General features: G+C 71.1%; 13 protein-coding genes. 8 read left to right on the top strand and 5 right to left on the bottom strand.

Features of this window, described 5'->3' with window-relative positions; all coding sequences use genetic code 11:
- Window positions 1-90 precede the first annotated feature (90 nt).
- The 6 genes from IE94_RS0125290 (at window position 91) to IE94_RS0125265 (ending at window position 6,337) form a co-directional block, all read left to right on the top strand.
- On the top strand, window positions 91-489 hold the full coding sequence (locus IE94_RS0125290) for a DUF742 domain-containing protein (protein WP_003973454.1): 399 nt from the start codon (window positions 91-93) through the stop codon (window positions 487-489).
- Window positions 470-1,045: a GTP-binding protein gene (locus IE94_RS0125285; protein ID WP_030188517.1), complete on the top strand. Its 576-nt coding sequence runs from the start codon at window positions 470-472 to the stop codon at window positions 1,043-1,045. The genes IE94_RS0125290 and IE94_RS0125285 overlap by 20 nt, the downstream gene beginning before the upstream one ends.
- A 407-nt stretch (window positions 1,046-1,452) precedes the next feature.
- Window positions 1,453-4,686, top strand: coding sequence for a sensor histidine kinase (locus tag IE94_RS0125280; protein WP_030188515.1), 3,234 nt, complete (start codon window positions 1,453-1,455; stop codon window positions 4,684-4,686).
- 10 nt (window positions 4,687-4,696) lie between these two features.
- Window positions 4,697-5,110: a roadblock/LC7 domain-containing protein gene (locus IE94_RS0125275; RefSeq protein WP_004983065.1), complete on the top strand. Its 414-nt coding sequence runs from the start codon at window positions 4,697-4,699 to the stop codon at window positions 5,108-5,110.
- A gap of 92 nt (window positions 5,111-5,202) precedes the next feature.
- Window positions 5,203-5,775 carry a DUF742 domain-containing protein gene (locus tag IE94_RS0125270; RefSeq protein WP_030188513.1) on the top strand — a complete coding sequence of 191 codons (573 nt, stop codon included), beginning with the start codon at window positions 5,203-5,205 and terminating at the stop codon, window positions 5,773-5,775.
- On the top strand, window positions 5,756-6,337 hold the full coding sequence (locus IE94_RS0125265; RefSeq protein WP_009314218.1) for a GTP-binding protein: 582 nt from the start codon (window positions 5,756-5,758) through the stop codon (window positions 6,335-6,337). Before IE94_RS0125270 ends, IE94_RS0125265 begins: the two co-directional genes overlap by 20 nt.
- A gap of 204 nt (window positions 6,338-6,541) precedes the next feature.
- On the opposite strand, the gene IE94_RS0125260 is transcribed toward IE94_RS0125265, so the two are convergent.
- The 3 genes from IE94_RS0125260 to IE94_RS0125250 form a co-directional block, all read right to left on the bottom strand.
- Window positions 6,542-6,739 (bottom strand): acyl-CoA carboxylase epsilon subunit, encoded by a 198-nt coding sequence (locus tag IE94_RS0125260; protein ID WP_007387733.1) that lies wholly within the window; start codon window positions 6,737-6,739, stop codon window positions 6,542-6,544.
- Window positions 6,740-6,756: 17 nt separating this feature from the next.
- The gene (locus tag IE94_RS0125255) at window positions 6,757-8,340 is read right to left on the bottom strand and encodes an acyl-CoA carboxylase subunit beta (protein WP_030188508.1); all 1,584 of its coding nucleotides are present in this window, start codon (window positions 8,338-8,340) and stop codon (window positions 6,757-6,759) included.
- 154 nt (window positions 8,341-8,494) lie between these two features.
- Window positions 8,495-10,834, bottom strand: a complete 2,340-nt coding sequence (locus IE94_RS0125250) for a polysaccharide lyase 8 family protein (protein ID WP_030188506.1) — start codon at window positions 10,832-10,834, stop codon at window positions 8,495-8,497.
- A 150-nt stretch (window positions 10,835-10,984) separates the two neighbouring features.
- On the opposite strand from IE94_RS0125250, the gene IE94_RS0125245 reads away from it, so the two are divergent.
- The gene (locus IE94_RS0125245; RefSeq protein WP_030188504.1) at window positions 10,985-11,542 is read left to right on the top strand and encodes a YceI family protein; all 558 of its coding nucleotides are present in this window, start codon (window positions 10,985-10,987) and stop codon (window positions 11,540-11,542) included.
- Here the strand turns inward: IE94_RS0125245 and IE94_RS0125240 are convergent.
- Window positions 11,529-12,104, bottom strand: coding sequence for a cysteine hydrolase family protein (locus IE94_RS0125240; protein ID WP_037923533.1), 576 nt, complete (start codon window positions 12,102-12,104; stop codon window positions 11,529-11,531). The genes IE94_RS0125245 and IE94_RS0125240 overlap by 14 nt on opposite strands.
- A gap of 42 nt (window positions 12,105-12,146) precedes the next feature.
- Complete coding sequence (locus tag IE94_RS0125235; RefSeq protein ID WP_030188499.1) at window positions 12,147-12,746, bottom strand: TetR/AcrR family transcriptional regulator; 600 nt, start codon at window positions 12,744-12,746, stop codon at window positions 12,147-12,149.
- Window positions 12,747-12,829: 83 nt separating this feature from the next.
- Between IE94_RS0125235 and IE94_RS0125230 the strand changes: the two genes are divergently transcribed.
- Entirely contained in the window at window positions 12,830-13,816 is a 987-nt protein-coding gene (locus tag IE94_RS0125230; protein WP_051777687.1) for a DMT family transporter, read from the top strand.
- Window positions 13,817-13,831 lie beyond the last annotated feature (15 nt).

Raw genomic sequence — 13,831 nt, 5'->3', positions numbered from 1 at the left:
TTACCAAATCACCGTCCGGCCGCCACAATCCCCCCACCGGCCTCGTCAGACGGCTTGACTGACCGACTTGCTGTCCCGCCCGGAGGATCCATGACCCCGCCCACCGCCTCTCATGATCCGTACGCGGAGCCGTACGAGGACGAGGGCGACCAGCCGCTGGTACGTCCCTATGCGATGACCGGTGGCCGGACCAGGCCGCGCTACCAGCTCGCCATCGAGGCGCTGATCAGTACGACGGCCGACCCGGCAGCGCTCATGGGGCTGCTCCCCGAGCACCAGCGCATCTGCCACCTGTGCCGCGAGGTGAAATCGGTGGCCGAGGTGTCGGCCCTGCTGGCGATGCCGCTCGGTGTGGCGCGGATTCTGGTCGCGGACCTCGCGGAGGCCGGACTCGTCGCCATTCACCAGCCTGGCGGAGACGAGAACAACGGCGGTGCGCCGGACGTGACACTGCTCGAAAGGGTGCTCAGTGGACTTCGAAAGCTCTGACGGAGGGCGGGCGACCACCTCCGCGAAGATCGTGGTGGCCGGCGGCTTCGGCGTCGGCAAGACCACGTTCGTGGGCGCCGTCTCCGAGATCAACCCCCTGCGCACCGAGGCCGTGATGACCTCGGCCAGCGCCGGGATCGACGACCTCACACACGCCGGGGACAAGACGACCACGACGGTCGCCATGGACTTCGGCCGCATCACGCTCGACCAGGACCTGATCCTGTACCTGTTCGGCACGCCCGGCCAGGACCGGTTCTGGTTCATGTGGGACGACCTGGTGCGCGGCGCCATCGGCGCGGTCGTGCTGTGCGACACCCGCCGGCTGGCCGACTGCTTCCCGGCCGTCGACTACTTCGAGAACAGCGGTCTGCCGTTCGTCGTCGCGCTCAACGGCTTCGACGGGCAGCAGCCGTACAACCCGGACGAGGTGCGGGAGGCGCTGCAGATCGGACCGGACACCCCGATCATCACGACGGACGCCCGGCACCGCGCCGACGCGAAGTCGGCGTTGATCACGCTGGTCGAGCACGCGCTGATGGCCCGCCTGCGGTAGGTCCACCGGACCCCGCGGCCAAGTCGGCAGGGCGCTACGGCACTTGTCGTAGACGAGTCGGAGCCGGCTGTGTCCTTTGACACGGCCGGCTCGGCTGTTCATAACGGTTCGGCAGAGGAATCGGGTGATACCGACACGCGACGCGGTCAACTGGTCTCGCTGCGCTCACGAACGCCCCGTCTTTTGACGGGCCTCGCTCTTTATGACCGTTTTACGTGGGGCTTACATCACGTGTAACCCCCGCGTTCGACTGTTTGGAAGAGCGCTGGTCGCCGTGCTGGAATGCCAGAACTGCCCAATGGTCAAAGACGTACTCAGCAGTAGCACGTACTCGATGACTGACGGAGCGGGGTTCTGAGACACAGCGGCACGACACAGGTGCCGACCGCCGAGAGGTTGTTGGTCGAGTGAGGCGAAGCACGAACAGTCCCGAGCCATCGGCCCGGGGCAACTTCACCCCGCCGCCGCGCGCAGCGGCGCCCGCCCCCGCCGCCGCCGCGGAGCCCAAGGCCGAACCCGCGCCCAGCGGTGGCCGTCTCACGCCGCGCAACTGGCGGGTGACCACCCGGCTGAACGCGATCCTGCTCATACCCGTGCTGGTCGGCCTCGTCATGGGCGGCTTCCAGGTGAAGAGCTCGATCGACACCTGGCAGGACGCCGAGGACGCCGAGAGCACCGCGCGCCTGGTGCGCGCCTCCCTCGGCTACGCCAACGCCCTCTACACCGAGCGGGACGTCACGGCGGCCCCGCTGCTCCAGGGCAAGGGCGAGAAGGACACCACCGTCGCCGAGGCCCGCCGGGCCACCGACGAGGCGGCCGACGCCTTCGACGAGGCGGCCCAGGGCATGCCCGCCAAGGCGGGTCTGGAGCGTCGCCTGAAGGTCTTCCGCGAGCAGGAGCCCAAGCTCCAGACGCTGCGGGCGGCGGCGTACACCGCCAAGCTCAAGGGCGTGGAGACCGAGGAGGGCTACACCGGCGTCGCCCACCCGCTGATGGAGTTCGCCAACGAGCTGGGTCTGGGCACCGGCAACATCACCTCCTACGGCCGTACCGTCTACGCGATCTCGCTGACGAAGGCGGCGCTCTCGCTGGAGCGCTCCATCGGCATGCACATGCTGGTCAAGCCGGGCCCGGAGCCCAGCCACCTCGCCAGCCAGCGCGTCGCGCTCTCCTCGTACGCCTATCTGGAGCGCATCGCGGTCGAGGAGTACATCGGCGGCGGCACCGAGGCGGACGCGCAGAAGCTCGAGGACGCCGAGGCGCGGCTCAAGGCGGACGGCGCGGCCATGGCCAAGGAGGCCAAGGCCAAGGACCCGGACTACGTGCCGCCGCCGTCCGACCCGACGACCATGATCTCGGAGCTGGCCGGACTCTCCTCCACGGACCCCGGCGCCCGCGCGGCGCTGGCCCAGCAGGGCATCACGCCGGAAAACTGGTGGGCGGTCAACACCCTCAAGTTCGACGCGTACCAGAAGATCGAGTCCGACCTGGCCGACAAGGCGGTGTCCGAGGCGTCCACGATCGCCGACGACGCCGAGCGCGACGCCTACATCACCGGTGCCGCCGTCGTGATCGCGCTGCTCGCCGCCTTCGTCCTGGCCGGCATGGTGGCCCGCCAGATGAGCCGTTCCATGCGCCAGCTGCGCAACGCCGCCTTCGGCATCGCCGAGCAGCGTCTGCCGATGCTGGTCGACCAGCTCTCCCGCACCGACCCCGGCCGGGTCGACACCCGGGTGCAGCCGATCCCGATCACCTCCACCGACGAGATCGGCGAGGTCGCCCGCGCCTTCGACCAGGTGCACCGCGAGGCGGTCCGGCTCGCCTCCGAGCAGGCCCTGCTGCGGGGCAACATCAACGCCATCTTCACCAACCTCTCGCGCCGCAACCAGTCGCTGATCGAGGGCCAGCTGAGCCTGATCACCGACCTGGAGAACAACGAGGCCGACCCCGACCAGCTGGAGAACCTCTTCCGGCTGGACCACCTGGCCACCCGTATGCGCCGCAACGGCGAGAACCTCCTGGTCCTCGCGGGCGAGGAGCCCGGCCGCCGCTGGGACCAGCCGGTCCCGCTGGTCGACGTGCTGCGCGCCGCCTCCTCCGAGGTGGAGCAGTACGAGCGCATCGAGCTGTCCGGTGTGCCGGAGGCCGAGATCCACGGCCGTGCCGTGACCGACCTGGTGCACCTGCTCGCCGAGCTGCTGGAGAACGCCACGACGTTCTCCTCGCCGCAGACCAAGGTCCGCGTCACCGCGACCCGGCTGCCCGACGGCCGCGTGATGGTGGAGATCCACGACAAGGGCATCGGCCTGACCGCCGAGGACTTCGCGGACATCAACCACAAGCTGGCCAACCCGCCGACCGTGGACGCCGCGATCTCGCAGCGCATGGGCCTGTTCGTGGTCGGCCGGCTGTCCGACCGGCACGGCATCCGCGTCCAGCTGCGCCCCTCCGGCGAGCAGGCGGGCACCACCTCGCTGGTCATGCTGCCGGACGCCATCACCCACGGTGGCGGCGGCGAGCAGCAGCCGCGCGACGAGTTCACGGTCTCGCAGATCATCCCGGAGCAGGACTTCCGGGGCGAGGGCTTCGCCCAGGTCGGCCAGCCCATGCGGACCGCCGCGGAGCTGGGCTTCGACGACAGCCGCTACGCCGAGATCCCGGACGACATACGCGAGCTGGACCCGGTCGGCCGCTCGCTGATGCGCGAGGAGCGCCGCGCGGCCCTGGAGGCCCAGTCGCACCCCGAGCTGCCGGGTCCGGTGGACCAGGGCGACGGCCGCAGCACCGGGGCCACCGGGTTCCAGGACCGGTTCACCGGTCAGCAGCCCGGGTACGACCAGCCCCTCGACGGCTACCAGCAGCAGCCGAACGGCTCCTACCAGGAGCAGGCGAACGGCGGCTACCAGGAGCAGGCGAACGCCGGCTACGACCCGCAGTCGGGGTACGCCGACCAGCAGCAGGCGTACCAGGAACCGCAGCAGGCGTCGTACGGCGAGCAGTACTACCCGCCGAACGGCGACATGCCGCAGACCGGGGACTACTCGCCCTTCGAGCAGCGGCGCCACCAGGACGACTGGCCGCAGCAGGACGGATATCAGAACGGATATCCGGACCACTACCCGACCGGTGCCCCTCAGACGCAATCCGCCGAGGCCGCTGACGTGACCGAGGCGGACCGCGTAGGCTTCGACCGTCCGGGGCCGGCCCCCTCCGCCGCCCACGAGCTGACCGACGCCGGTCTTCCCCGCCGCGGATCCCCCGCGAGCGGTGCGGGCGATGCGGGGCACGCGGGTCAGGAGACGCCGGCCGCCGCACCGGGGGCGGGCGGCGAGGACACCTGGCGGTCGGCCAACGACGACCGCTGGCAGCAGGCCTCGGCGCTGCGCAAGCCCAAGGCGGGCGGGGTGACCTCCTCGGGCCTGCCGCGGCGGGTGCCCAAGGCCAACCTGGTCGAGGGCGCGGCCGAGACCACTCCACAGGGAGGCCCCCAGGTCTCCCGCGCTCCGGAGGATGTCCGGGGCAGGCTGAGCAACCTGCGGCGCGGCGTCGAACGGGGCCGCAGCGCAGGCAGTGAAACGAACGGCCAGGACACAGGGAATGAACACCGTGGTCCTGACAGCACCTACAACCAGGAGCGTTAGTGTGAGCCCGATGAGCCAGGCGGCGCAGAACCTGAACTGGTTGATCACCAACTTCGTGGACAACACCCCGGGGGTGTCCCACACGGTGGTGGTCTCCGCCGACGGACTCCTTCTGGCGATGTCCGAAGGGTTCCCTCGCGACCGAGCCGATCAGCTCGCGGCCGTCGCCTCCGGCCTGACCTCGCTGACCGCGGGTGCCTCGCGCATCTTCGAGGGCGGCAGCGTGAACCAGACGGTTGTGGAGATGGAGCGCGGATTCCTCTTCATCATGTCCATCTCCGACGGCTCGTCCCTCGCGGTTCTCGCACACCCCGAGGCGGACATCGGTCTCATTGGGTACGAGATGGCCCTTCTGGTGGACCGTGCGGGCACGGTCCTGACCCCCGATCTGCGGGCGGAGCTCCAAGGGAGCCTTCTCAACTAAAGGACAGACGGTGCGTTTTGGCGTCCCATGCCCGTAAAGTTTCGGGACGCGGCTCCACAGCGTTGGTGCCAGGCACAGTCGGAGGAGGAAAAGTGGCAACACCCCCAGGCGGTCCGTCGTCGGGCAACTGGTCGTACGGCCCCGGTCAGGGCCAGGGCGACGGCTCGGCGAACGGGTACGGCTACCCCTCCGTGCCGAGCCACCGGCAGCCGTACGCGCCGCAGGGCCCCGGCCCTTCGCCGTACGACCAGCCGCACGCTCCGCGCATCCAGCCCGTGCAGCCGCAGCGCCGCACCCCTGAGCCGGCGCCCGCCGGGGCGTCGAACAATCCCCTGGTGCGCCCGTACGCCATGACGGGCGGCCGCACCAGGCCCCGGTACCAGCTCGCCATCGAGGCGCTGGTGCACACCACCGCGCAGCCGCACCAGATGCAGGGCCAACTGCCCGAGCATCAGCGGATCTGCAACCTCTGCCGGGAGATCAAGTCGGTGGCCGAGGTCTCGGCCCTCCTGACGATCCCTCTCGGCGTGGCCAGGATCCTCGTCGCCGACTTGGCGGAGGCGGGACTGGTCGCCATCCATCAGCCCGGCGGCGACGAGAGCGCCGGCGGCCAGCCAGACGTGACACTGCTCGAAAGGGTGCTCAGTGGACTTCGCAAGCTCTAGCGGCGGTCCTTCCCGCTCCACCACTTCCGCGAAGATCGTGGTGGCGGGCGGCTTCGGCGTGGGCAAGACCACGTTCGTCGGCGCTGTCTCGGAGATCAATCCGCTGCGCACCGAGGCCGTGATGACATCCGCGTCGGCGGGCATCGACGACCTCACCCACACGGGGGACAAGACGACCACGACGGTCGCCATGGACTTCGGCCGCATCACGCTCGACCAGGACCTGATCCTTTACCTCTTCGGCACACCCGGCCAGGACCGGTTCTGGTTCATGTGGGACGACCTGGTGCGCGGCGCCATCGGGGCGATCGTGCTGGTCGACACGAGGCGGCTCGCCGACTGCTTCCCCGCGGTCGACTACTTCGAGAACAGCGGTCTGCCGTTCGTCATCGCGCTCAACGGCTTCGACGGGCAGCAGCCGTACAACCCGGACGAGGTGCGGGAGGCGCTGCAGATCGGCCCGGACACACCGATCATCACGACGGACGCGCGGCATCGGGCCGACGCGAAGTCGGCGCTGATCACTCTCGTGGAGCACGCGCTGATGGCGCGGCTGCGCTGAAGGCTGCGCCGGGTTGCGCGACGCCCCCTGCGGCCACTGGGCTGCCGGGGGCGGTTTCGGTGCCGGGCGCGGGTAGTACGTGGCTGGTCGCGCCCACGCGGCGCAGCCGCATATTGACCCAGCCCCGCACCCCTGGGGCGTCCACCGAGCCCGGCGTAACAAGTAAGGCCCCTCCGTGTGGAGGGGCCTTACTTGCTGCTCGGGTCAGCGCCAGCTGTGCGGCGCCCGGAAACCGGGCTCGCGCTCCAGGCGGCGCCAGCCGGCGCGGGCTCGGCCGCCGCCGTGGGCCGGGGCGATCTCGGCGGGGCGGGCGGCGGCGCGGGCCAGGAGGAGGGCCGTGATGGCGGCGACTTCCTCGGGCTCGGCGTGGCCCTTCTCGACGCGGATGTCGGGAGTGGACATGGAGGTGGCTCCTCGGGTCACTGCGGCGGGTTGCCGTGCTTGCGGGAGGGCAGGTCGGCGTGCTTGCTGTGGAGCATCGCCAGGGACTTGATCAGCACCTCGCGGGTCTCGGCGGGGTCGATGACGTCGTCGACCAGGCCGCGTTCGGCCGCGTAGTAGGGGTGCATCAGCTCGGACTTGTACTCCTTGACCATGCGGGCCCGCATGGCCTCGGGGTCCTCGGCCCCGGCGATCTGCCGGCGGAAGATGACGTTGGCCGCGCCCTCCGCGCCCATGACGGCGATCTCGTTGGTCGGCCAGGCGTAGGTGAGGTCGGCGCCGATGGACTGGCTGTCCATGACGATGTAAGCACCCCCGTACGCCTTGCGCAGGATGAGCGAGATGCGGGGCACGGTCGCGTTGCAGTAGGCGTAGAGGAGCTTGGCGCCGTGGCGGATGATGCCGCCGTGCTCCTGGTCGACGCCGGGCAGGAAGCCCGGTACGTCCAGAAGGGTGATGATCGGGATGTTGAAGGCGTCGCACATCTGGACGAAGCGCGCGGCCTTCTCGGAGGCCTCGATGTCCAGGACCCCGGCCAGGCTCTGCGGCTGGTTGGCGACGATGCCGATGGCCTGGCCGTCGAGGCGGGCCAGGGCGCAGATGATGTTGCGGGCCCAGCGCTCGTGGACCTCCAGGTACTCGCCGTGGTCGACGAGTTCCTCGATGACCTTGGCCATGTCGTAGGGGCGGTTGCCGTCCGCCGGGACCAGGTCGAGCAGGACGTCGCTGCGGCGGTCCACGGGGTCCGAGGACTCGGCGCGGGGCGGGTTCTCCCGGTTGTTCTGCGGCAGCAGGGAGAGGAGGTAGCGGACCTCGGCGAGGCAGGTCTCCTCGTCGTCGTAGGCGAAGTGGCACACGCCCGACGTCTCGGCGTGCACGTCGGCGCCGCCCAGGCCGTTCTGCGTGATCTCCTCGCCGGTGACCGCCTTGACCACGTCCGGGCCGGTGATGAACATCTGCGAGGTCTCGCGGACCATGAAGACGAAGTCGGTGAGGGCGGGACTGTAGGCCGCGCCGCCCGCGCAGGGGCCGAGCATCACGCTGATCTGCGGGATGACGCCGGACGCCTTGGTGTTGCGCTGGAAGATGCCGCCGTAACCGGCGAGCGCGCTGACGCCCTCCTGGATACGGGCGCCGGCGCCGTCGTTCAGCGACACCAGGGGGGCACCGGCCGCGATGGCCATGTCCATGATCTTGTGGATCTTCGTGGCGTGGGCCTCGCCCAGCGCACCGCCGAAGATCCGGAAGTCGTGGGCGTAGACGAAGACCGTGCGGCCCTCGACCGTGCCCCAGCCGGTGATGACACCGTCGGTGTACGGCTTCTTGGTCTCCAGGCCGAAACCGATCGCCCGGTGCCGGCGCAGCTGCTCGACCTCGCGGAAGGAACCCGCGTCCAGAAGCAGCTCGATCCGCTCACGCGCCGTCAGCTTGCCCTTGGCGTGCTGCGCCTCCGTCGCCTTCTCGCTCGGTCCGGCCAGCGCCTGCGCACGAATCTCGTGCAGCTCGGCCACTCGCCCGCGTGCGTCCGTCGGCTCACCCGGCGCCTCATCCAAAACGGTCATGTAGCGACTCTACGAAGCAGACCAAGGAATGCGAGCCGTCGACTCCGTACAGTCTCCGGCCCGTTTTCCTGGTAGCACTGAACAGAATCCCCACCGCGTGCAGCCTTTTCGACTGCTCAGGGGGCCTCCAGCTTGTAGAGGTCGCACAAAGCCGTCAGCTGAGAGTCACCTCACATTCATGGGTGGTACATACCACCCCAGGAGTGACGCGGAGGTGCAGTCGGCGGCCCGTCGCGAGGACCTCGACCGTCTCGTCGGCCCGCGCCACCGCTCGCACCGGGTGGTCCCAGACGATCTCCAGGGGCTCTCCCGTGCGGGCCGGTTCGCTCACGCAGAGCGTAGCGGTACGGCCCCGGCGGCGGACCAGCACACTCGCCCCGGCCGCGGCGGTGAGCGGACCCGCCGTGCCGGCCTGCCAGAAGTTCGCGGCCGTGAGGCCGAGGGAGGGGACGGTCACCGCCTGGCGGCGGGCGTCGTTGGCGAGGACGGTGAACCGGTGGGGGTCGGCGGCGCGGCGGGCGACGGCTGCCAGGGAGGCGCCCGGCATGACGGTGTAGACGTAGCTCGCGTCGGCGGGGTCGGTGCCGTGGTCGAGCCAGAGGGTCTGCCAGCGGCGGGTGCGGCGCTCGGTCGTGCTGGTGGTGTTGATGTCGGACCAGGCACCGGTGCGGTCCTCGCGCAGCGTCCGCAGGCCGCCCCCGGGCACGATCCAGCCGCCGTGGCCCTCCAGGTGGGCCCAGTGCCGGCCGCGCGCGAGGGCCTGGCCGCCGCCCTCCCCCAGGTTGCGGTTGTCCACCACCGTCTCGACCGGGACGCCGTCCGCGCAGGTGATGCCGGCGCCCAGGCAGACCACGGCGTCGTCGAGGAAGAACCAGGACTTGCGGGCCTCAAGGGTCGAGCCGAGGCCCTTGAGGTGCTGGCCCACGGCCGCGTACTCGCCGTCGGTCGTGCCGCCGACCCGGCGCACGTCGGGTCTGGGGGCGCCCCATTCGCCGCCCGCGCGGTCGGGCAGGCGTTTGGTGGAGACGGTGGTGCCGGGCAGCCGGTACCAGTCGACGGTGGGCCAGAACCAGTCCGTGTACTGGTCGGAGGCGGTGCCGTTCGCCCACCAGGTGAGCATGCCCGCGCCGGTGTGCCAGCCGCGCGGGTTCTCGCCGTTGCCGCACTCGTAGTGGGCGATGCGGTCGCTGGCCATGGCGAGGCCCGCGGTGAAGGCGGGGCGGCGGTGGACGGCGCGGTCCATGGCCGCGAAGAGGTGGTGCCCTACGGGTTCGGGGGCGGCCTCGCCGGGTGCGTCGGCGATCGCGTGCAGCCTGGCCAGGTCGGCGACCGGGAACTGGGGCGCGGTGAGGAGCGGGGTGACGGTGTCACGTTCGATCCAGCCCTTGATCCGGGCGTGCCAGCGCTCGCGCTCGGCCTCGCTCGCGCCCCCCGCGAGGACCGCCATGGCGGCGATGATCTGCTGGCCGTGGAAGTGGTCGCCGCGCATGACGTGCAGGTCGTCGCTCGTGAGGTAACCCCGGCTGATGGCCCGCCCGTTGACGGTGTCCATGACGAGCCCGTCGTGGATCAGGGGCGCGTAGGCGTGCTCGACGCTGTCCAGGACGATCTGCCTGGCGGGGTCGGTCACCTCCCACTCGGAGCCGGCCAGCAGGGTGAACAGCCGCCCCAGCCCGTCCAGCATGACCTGGCCGTACGTCCCCGAGTAGGCGACCCAGGTGTGCTGGACGAAGGAGCCGTCGGCGTGCAGTCCGTCGCCCTCGGTGACGTACGGGAAGACCGGCGAGAGGGCGTCGCGGGCCAGGGCGAGCTTGGCGGGGGCCCGGCCCAGGACGCCGCGCAGGGCGACGGAGCGGCACAGGTCCACGCGGTTGGCCCCGGTGGAGGTGCCGGTGTAGTCGCCGAGCATCGCGTCGGGGACGAAGTGGTCGACGGCGGCGCAGGCGGCGGCCACGCGGTCGGCGCCGAGGTGGTCGTACAGGGCGGCCGTGATGTCCATCAGGAGCCGGGGGCTGCCGATCTGCCACTCCCACCAGTTGCCGTAGCGGGTGGTGGCGGGGTTGTAGACGGTGACCGAGAGGTGGTCGAGGCCGCGCAGGATGTCGGCGAGGAGGGCGGGGTCGCCGGTGGAGCCGGTGCCCCGCTGCACGTACGCCTCGGTCATCGTCCACAGGCGGCCGTAGGCGAAGGTGATGCCGGCGGGCGGGTCGAAGGGGTGGCCGGGCCACAGGGAGGTGGCGGTGGGGGCCATGGTGGCGCGGTGCTCACGGGCCCGTGCGCCGGTCTCGGCGAGACGGGAGGCGTACGGCTCGGCGGCCGGGTCGTAGCCGGCGCCGAGGGCGATCTCGAGCCAGCGCAGACGAAGGGCGTCGTAGGGGTCGGCGGCCGCGGTCGCCGTACGGGGGAGGGAGGCGAGGACGGCGGCCGTGGCCACCGTGGCGGCCCCGAGCAGGACCGTGCGGCGGGTGGGGGCGGTGGGGCGACGTGGGGTCATGCTCATGCCGTCTATCACGCCGGAGGCGGGAGGGGAACGGTGCGGCGACACGTCGGGCGAAGTGGTTGATGGCGGCGTGGAATAGGTCTAGAGTCGAGCCCGTTGGAACTGGTTGAACATTCAACATCAACGCCTTTCCCGGAGGACACCATGACCACCACCCCCGACCTCTCCACGCTGACCGGCGACTACACCGTCGACCCCACCCACACCACGATCGGCTTCACCGCGCGCCACGCGATGGTCACGAACGTCAAGGGCAAGTTCCTCGACTTCACCGGCACGCTGCACCTGGACGGCTCCGACCCGTCCCGCTCCACGGCGTCCCTGGACGTCACGATGGACAGCATCGACACCGGCTCCCCCGACCGTGACGGCCACCTGAAGAGCTCGGACTTCTTCAACACGGGCGAGTACCCGACGATGACCTTCCGCTCCACCAAGGCGGAGTCCACGGGCGGCGACGACTACCGCATCACCGGTGACCTGTCGATCCTCGGCACGACCAAGCCGCTCACCATCGACCTGGAGTTCAACGGCGCCGCCAAGGACCCGTTCGGCAACGAGCGCGTCGGCTTCGAGGGCAAGGCGGAGATCAAGCGCTCGGAGTGGGGGCTCACCTGGAACGCGGCGCTGGAGACGGGCGGCGTGCTGGTCTCCGACAAGATCAAGCTGAACTTCGACATCTCGGCGATCAGGCAGGCCTGACGTCCCGCGCCCCCTCGGGGGCATCGAAGTCCACCTCGGCGGCGGCCCGGACCCGGATACGGCGGCCGGGCCAGCCGATCGCCCGGTAGACGGCGTTGTACTGCGCGATCGAGCGGTCGGCCGGGACCAGGTCGGTGTCCGCCCCGGTCCGTACCGAGGTGGTGTGCCCGTCGGCGACCACGACCAGGTCGTAACCGCGGCTCAGCGCCTGCCGTGCCGTGGTGTCCACGCAGATCTCGGTGGCGAACCCGGTGACGATCACCTCGGTGACCCCGCGCGCCGTCAGGATGGCGTCGAGGTCGGTGTCCAGGAAGCTGTCCGGGGTGGTCTTGTCCACCACCGGCTCGCCCTCCCGCGGGGCCAGCTCGGGCACGACCTCCCACCCCTGGGTCCCGGGCACCATGTCCGCGTCGCGCTGCCGGACGGTCACCACCGGCACGCCGGCCGCGCGGGCCCGCTCGCTCAGTCCGGCGATCGCGGCGACCGTCTCGGCGGCCCGGTGCGCCATGGCGACCGTGGTGTTCTGCATGTCGATGACGAGAAGTGCGCTGGTGGCCGGCATGGGCTCACCGTAGCGGCGCCTCCTGCCCGCGCGCCCCCCGTTTCACCTGCCCAGCAGCTCCCGCACCTGGTCGAGGGCGGTACCGAAGGGGTCGGGGACGATCCCCACGCCGTGGGCGACCAGCGCCCCCTCGTGCAGCAGCATCAGCGTCCGCGCCAGCCGGTCGGCACCGGCCGCGTCGATCTCCCGGGCCAGGCCGGTGAACAGGTCGAGCATCCACCGCTTCTGGCCGGTGATGACCGGGTACGCCGGATGGGCCGGATCGCCGATCTCCGCATGCGCGTTGATCATGCCGCACCCCCTGGCGCCGTACCGCGCCGACCACGCGCGCGAGGCCTCGAAGACCGCCTCGATCCGGGCGGGCACCCCCTCCCCCGCCTCCTCCAGCCGCCCGGCGAGCAGCTCCCGCCACCGCTCGTCGCGCCCGGCCAGGTACTCCACGACGATCTGCTCCTTCGAGCCGAACCGGTCGTACAGCGTCTTCTTGGTCACCCCGGCCTCGGCGGCGATGAGATCCACCCCGACGGCGTGGATGCCGTGCTCGTAGAACAGCCGCTCGGCGGCCTCCAGCACCCGTCGCGCACCGGCCGTCATCCGGACGCGGCGCGGTTTCCCCTCCGGATCCCCGACTTCTGCACCCATGACCATGAGTATACCGGTCTGTATAGTGGGCACCCGAGGTGAGTAAACCGATCTGTCTACTGTGGACTCTGGAAGTGGTCGACGTGAACGTCCTGCTCCCGGCCGCCTTCGTACTGTGCTGGAGCTCCGGCTTCATCGGCGCCAAGCTCGGTGCGGAGACCGCTGCCACGCCCACCCTCCTGATGTGGCGCTTCCTGCCGCTCGCCGTGGTGCTGGCGGCCGCCGCTGCCGTCTCCCGGGCGGCCTGGCGGGGCCTGACGCCGGGCGGCGCCGGCCGGCAGATCGCCATCGGCGCGCTCTCGCAGAGCGGCTATCTGCTCAGCGTCTACTACGCGATCGAGCTGGGTGTCTCCAGCGGCACCACCGCCCTGATCGACGGGGTCCAGCCCCTCGTCGCCGGCGCGCTCGCCGGGCCCCTGCTGCGGCAGCACGTCTCCCGCGGGCAGTGGCTCGGACTGTGGCTCGGGCTGTCGGGTGTGGCCACGGTGACGCTCGCGGACGCCGCGGCGGCGGGGGCGGGCGTGGCCTGGTGGGCGTATCTCGTCCCGTTCCTCGGGATGCTGTCCCTGGTGGCGGCCACCTTCCTGGAGAGCCGCACCCGGGAGCCGGTCGCGCCCCGCGTCGCCCTGACGATCCACTGTGCGACCAGCGCCGTCCTCTTCTCCGGGCTGGCGCTGGGCGCCGGGGCGGCGGCACCGCCCGCCGGGTCCTCGTTCTGGCTGGCGACCGCCTGGCTGGTGGTACTGCCGACCTTCGGCGGCTACGGGCTGTACTGGCTGATCCTGCGCCGGTCGGGCATCACCGAGGTCAACACCCTGATGTTCCTGATGGCCCCGGTCACGGCCGTGTGGGGTGCCCTGATGTTCGGTGAGCCCTTCGGCGTCCAGACCGCCCTCGGCCTGGCGGTCGGCCTCGCGGCGGTGATCGTCGTCCGGCGCGGGGGCGGCGCACCCCGCGGGCGGCGACCCGTGCGGTCCGGCGCGGGCCGTCCGACGGCCCGGAGGACGACGGCCGGGAGGACGACGGCCGGGAGGACGACGGCCGGAAGGACGACGGAGGCCAGGCGCTGACGCCCGCCGCGCGCA

The sequence above is a fragment of the Streptomyces violaceorubidus genome, assembly GCF_000717995.1.
Taxonomy (GTDB): Bacteria; Actinomycetota; Actinomycetes; order Streptomycetales; family Streptomycetaceae; genus Streptomyces; species Streptomyces violaceorubidus.
The sequence above is the reverse complement of the archived record's forward strand: the minus strand, read 5'-3'. Positions and strand labels throughout refer to the sequence as shown.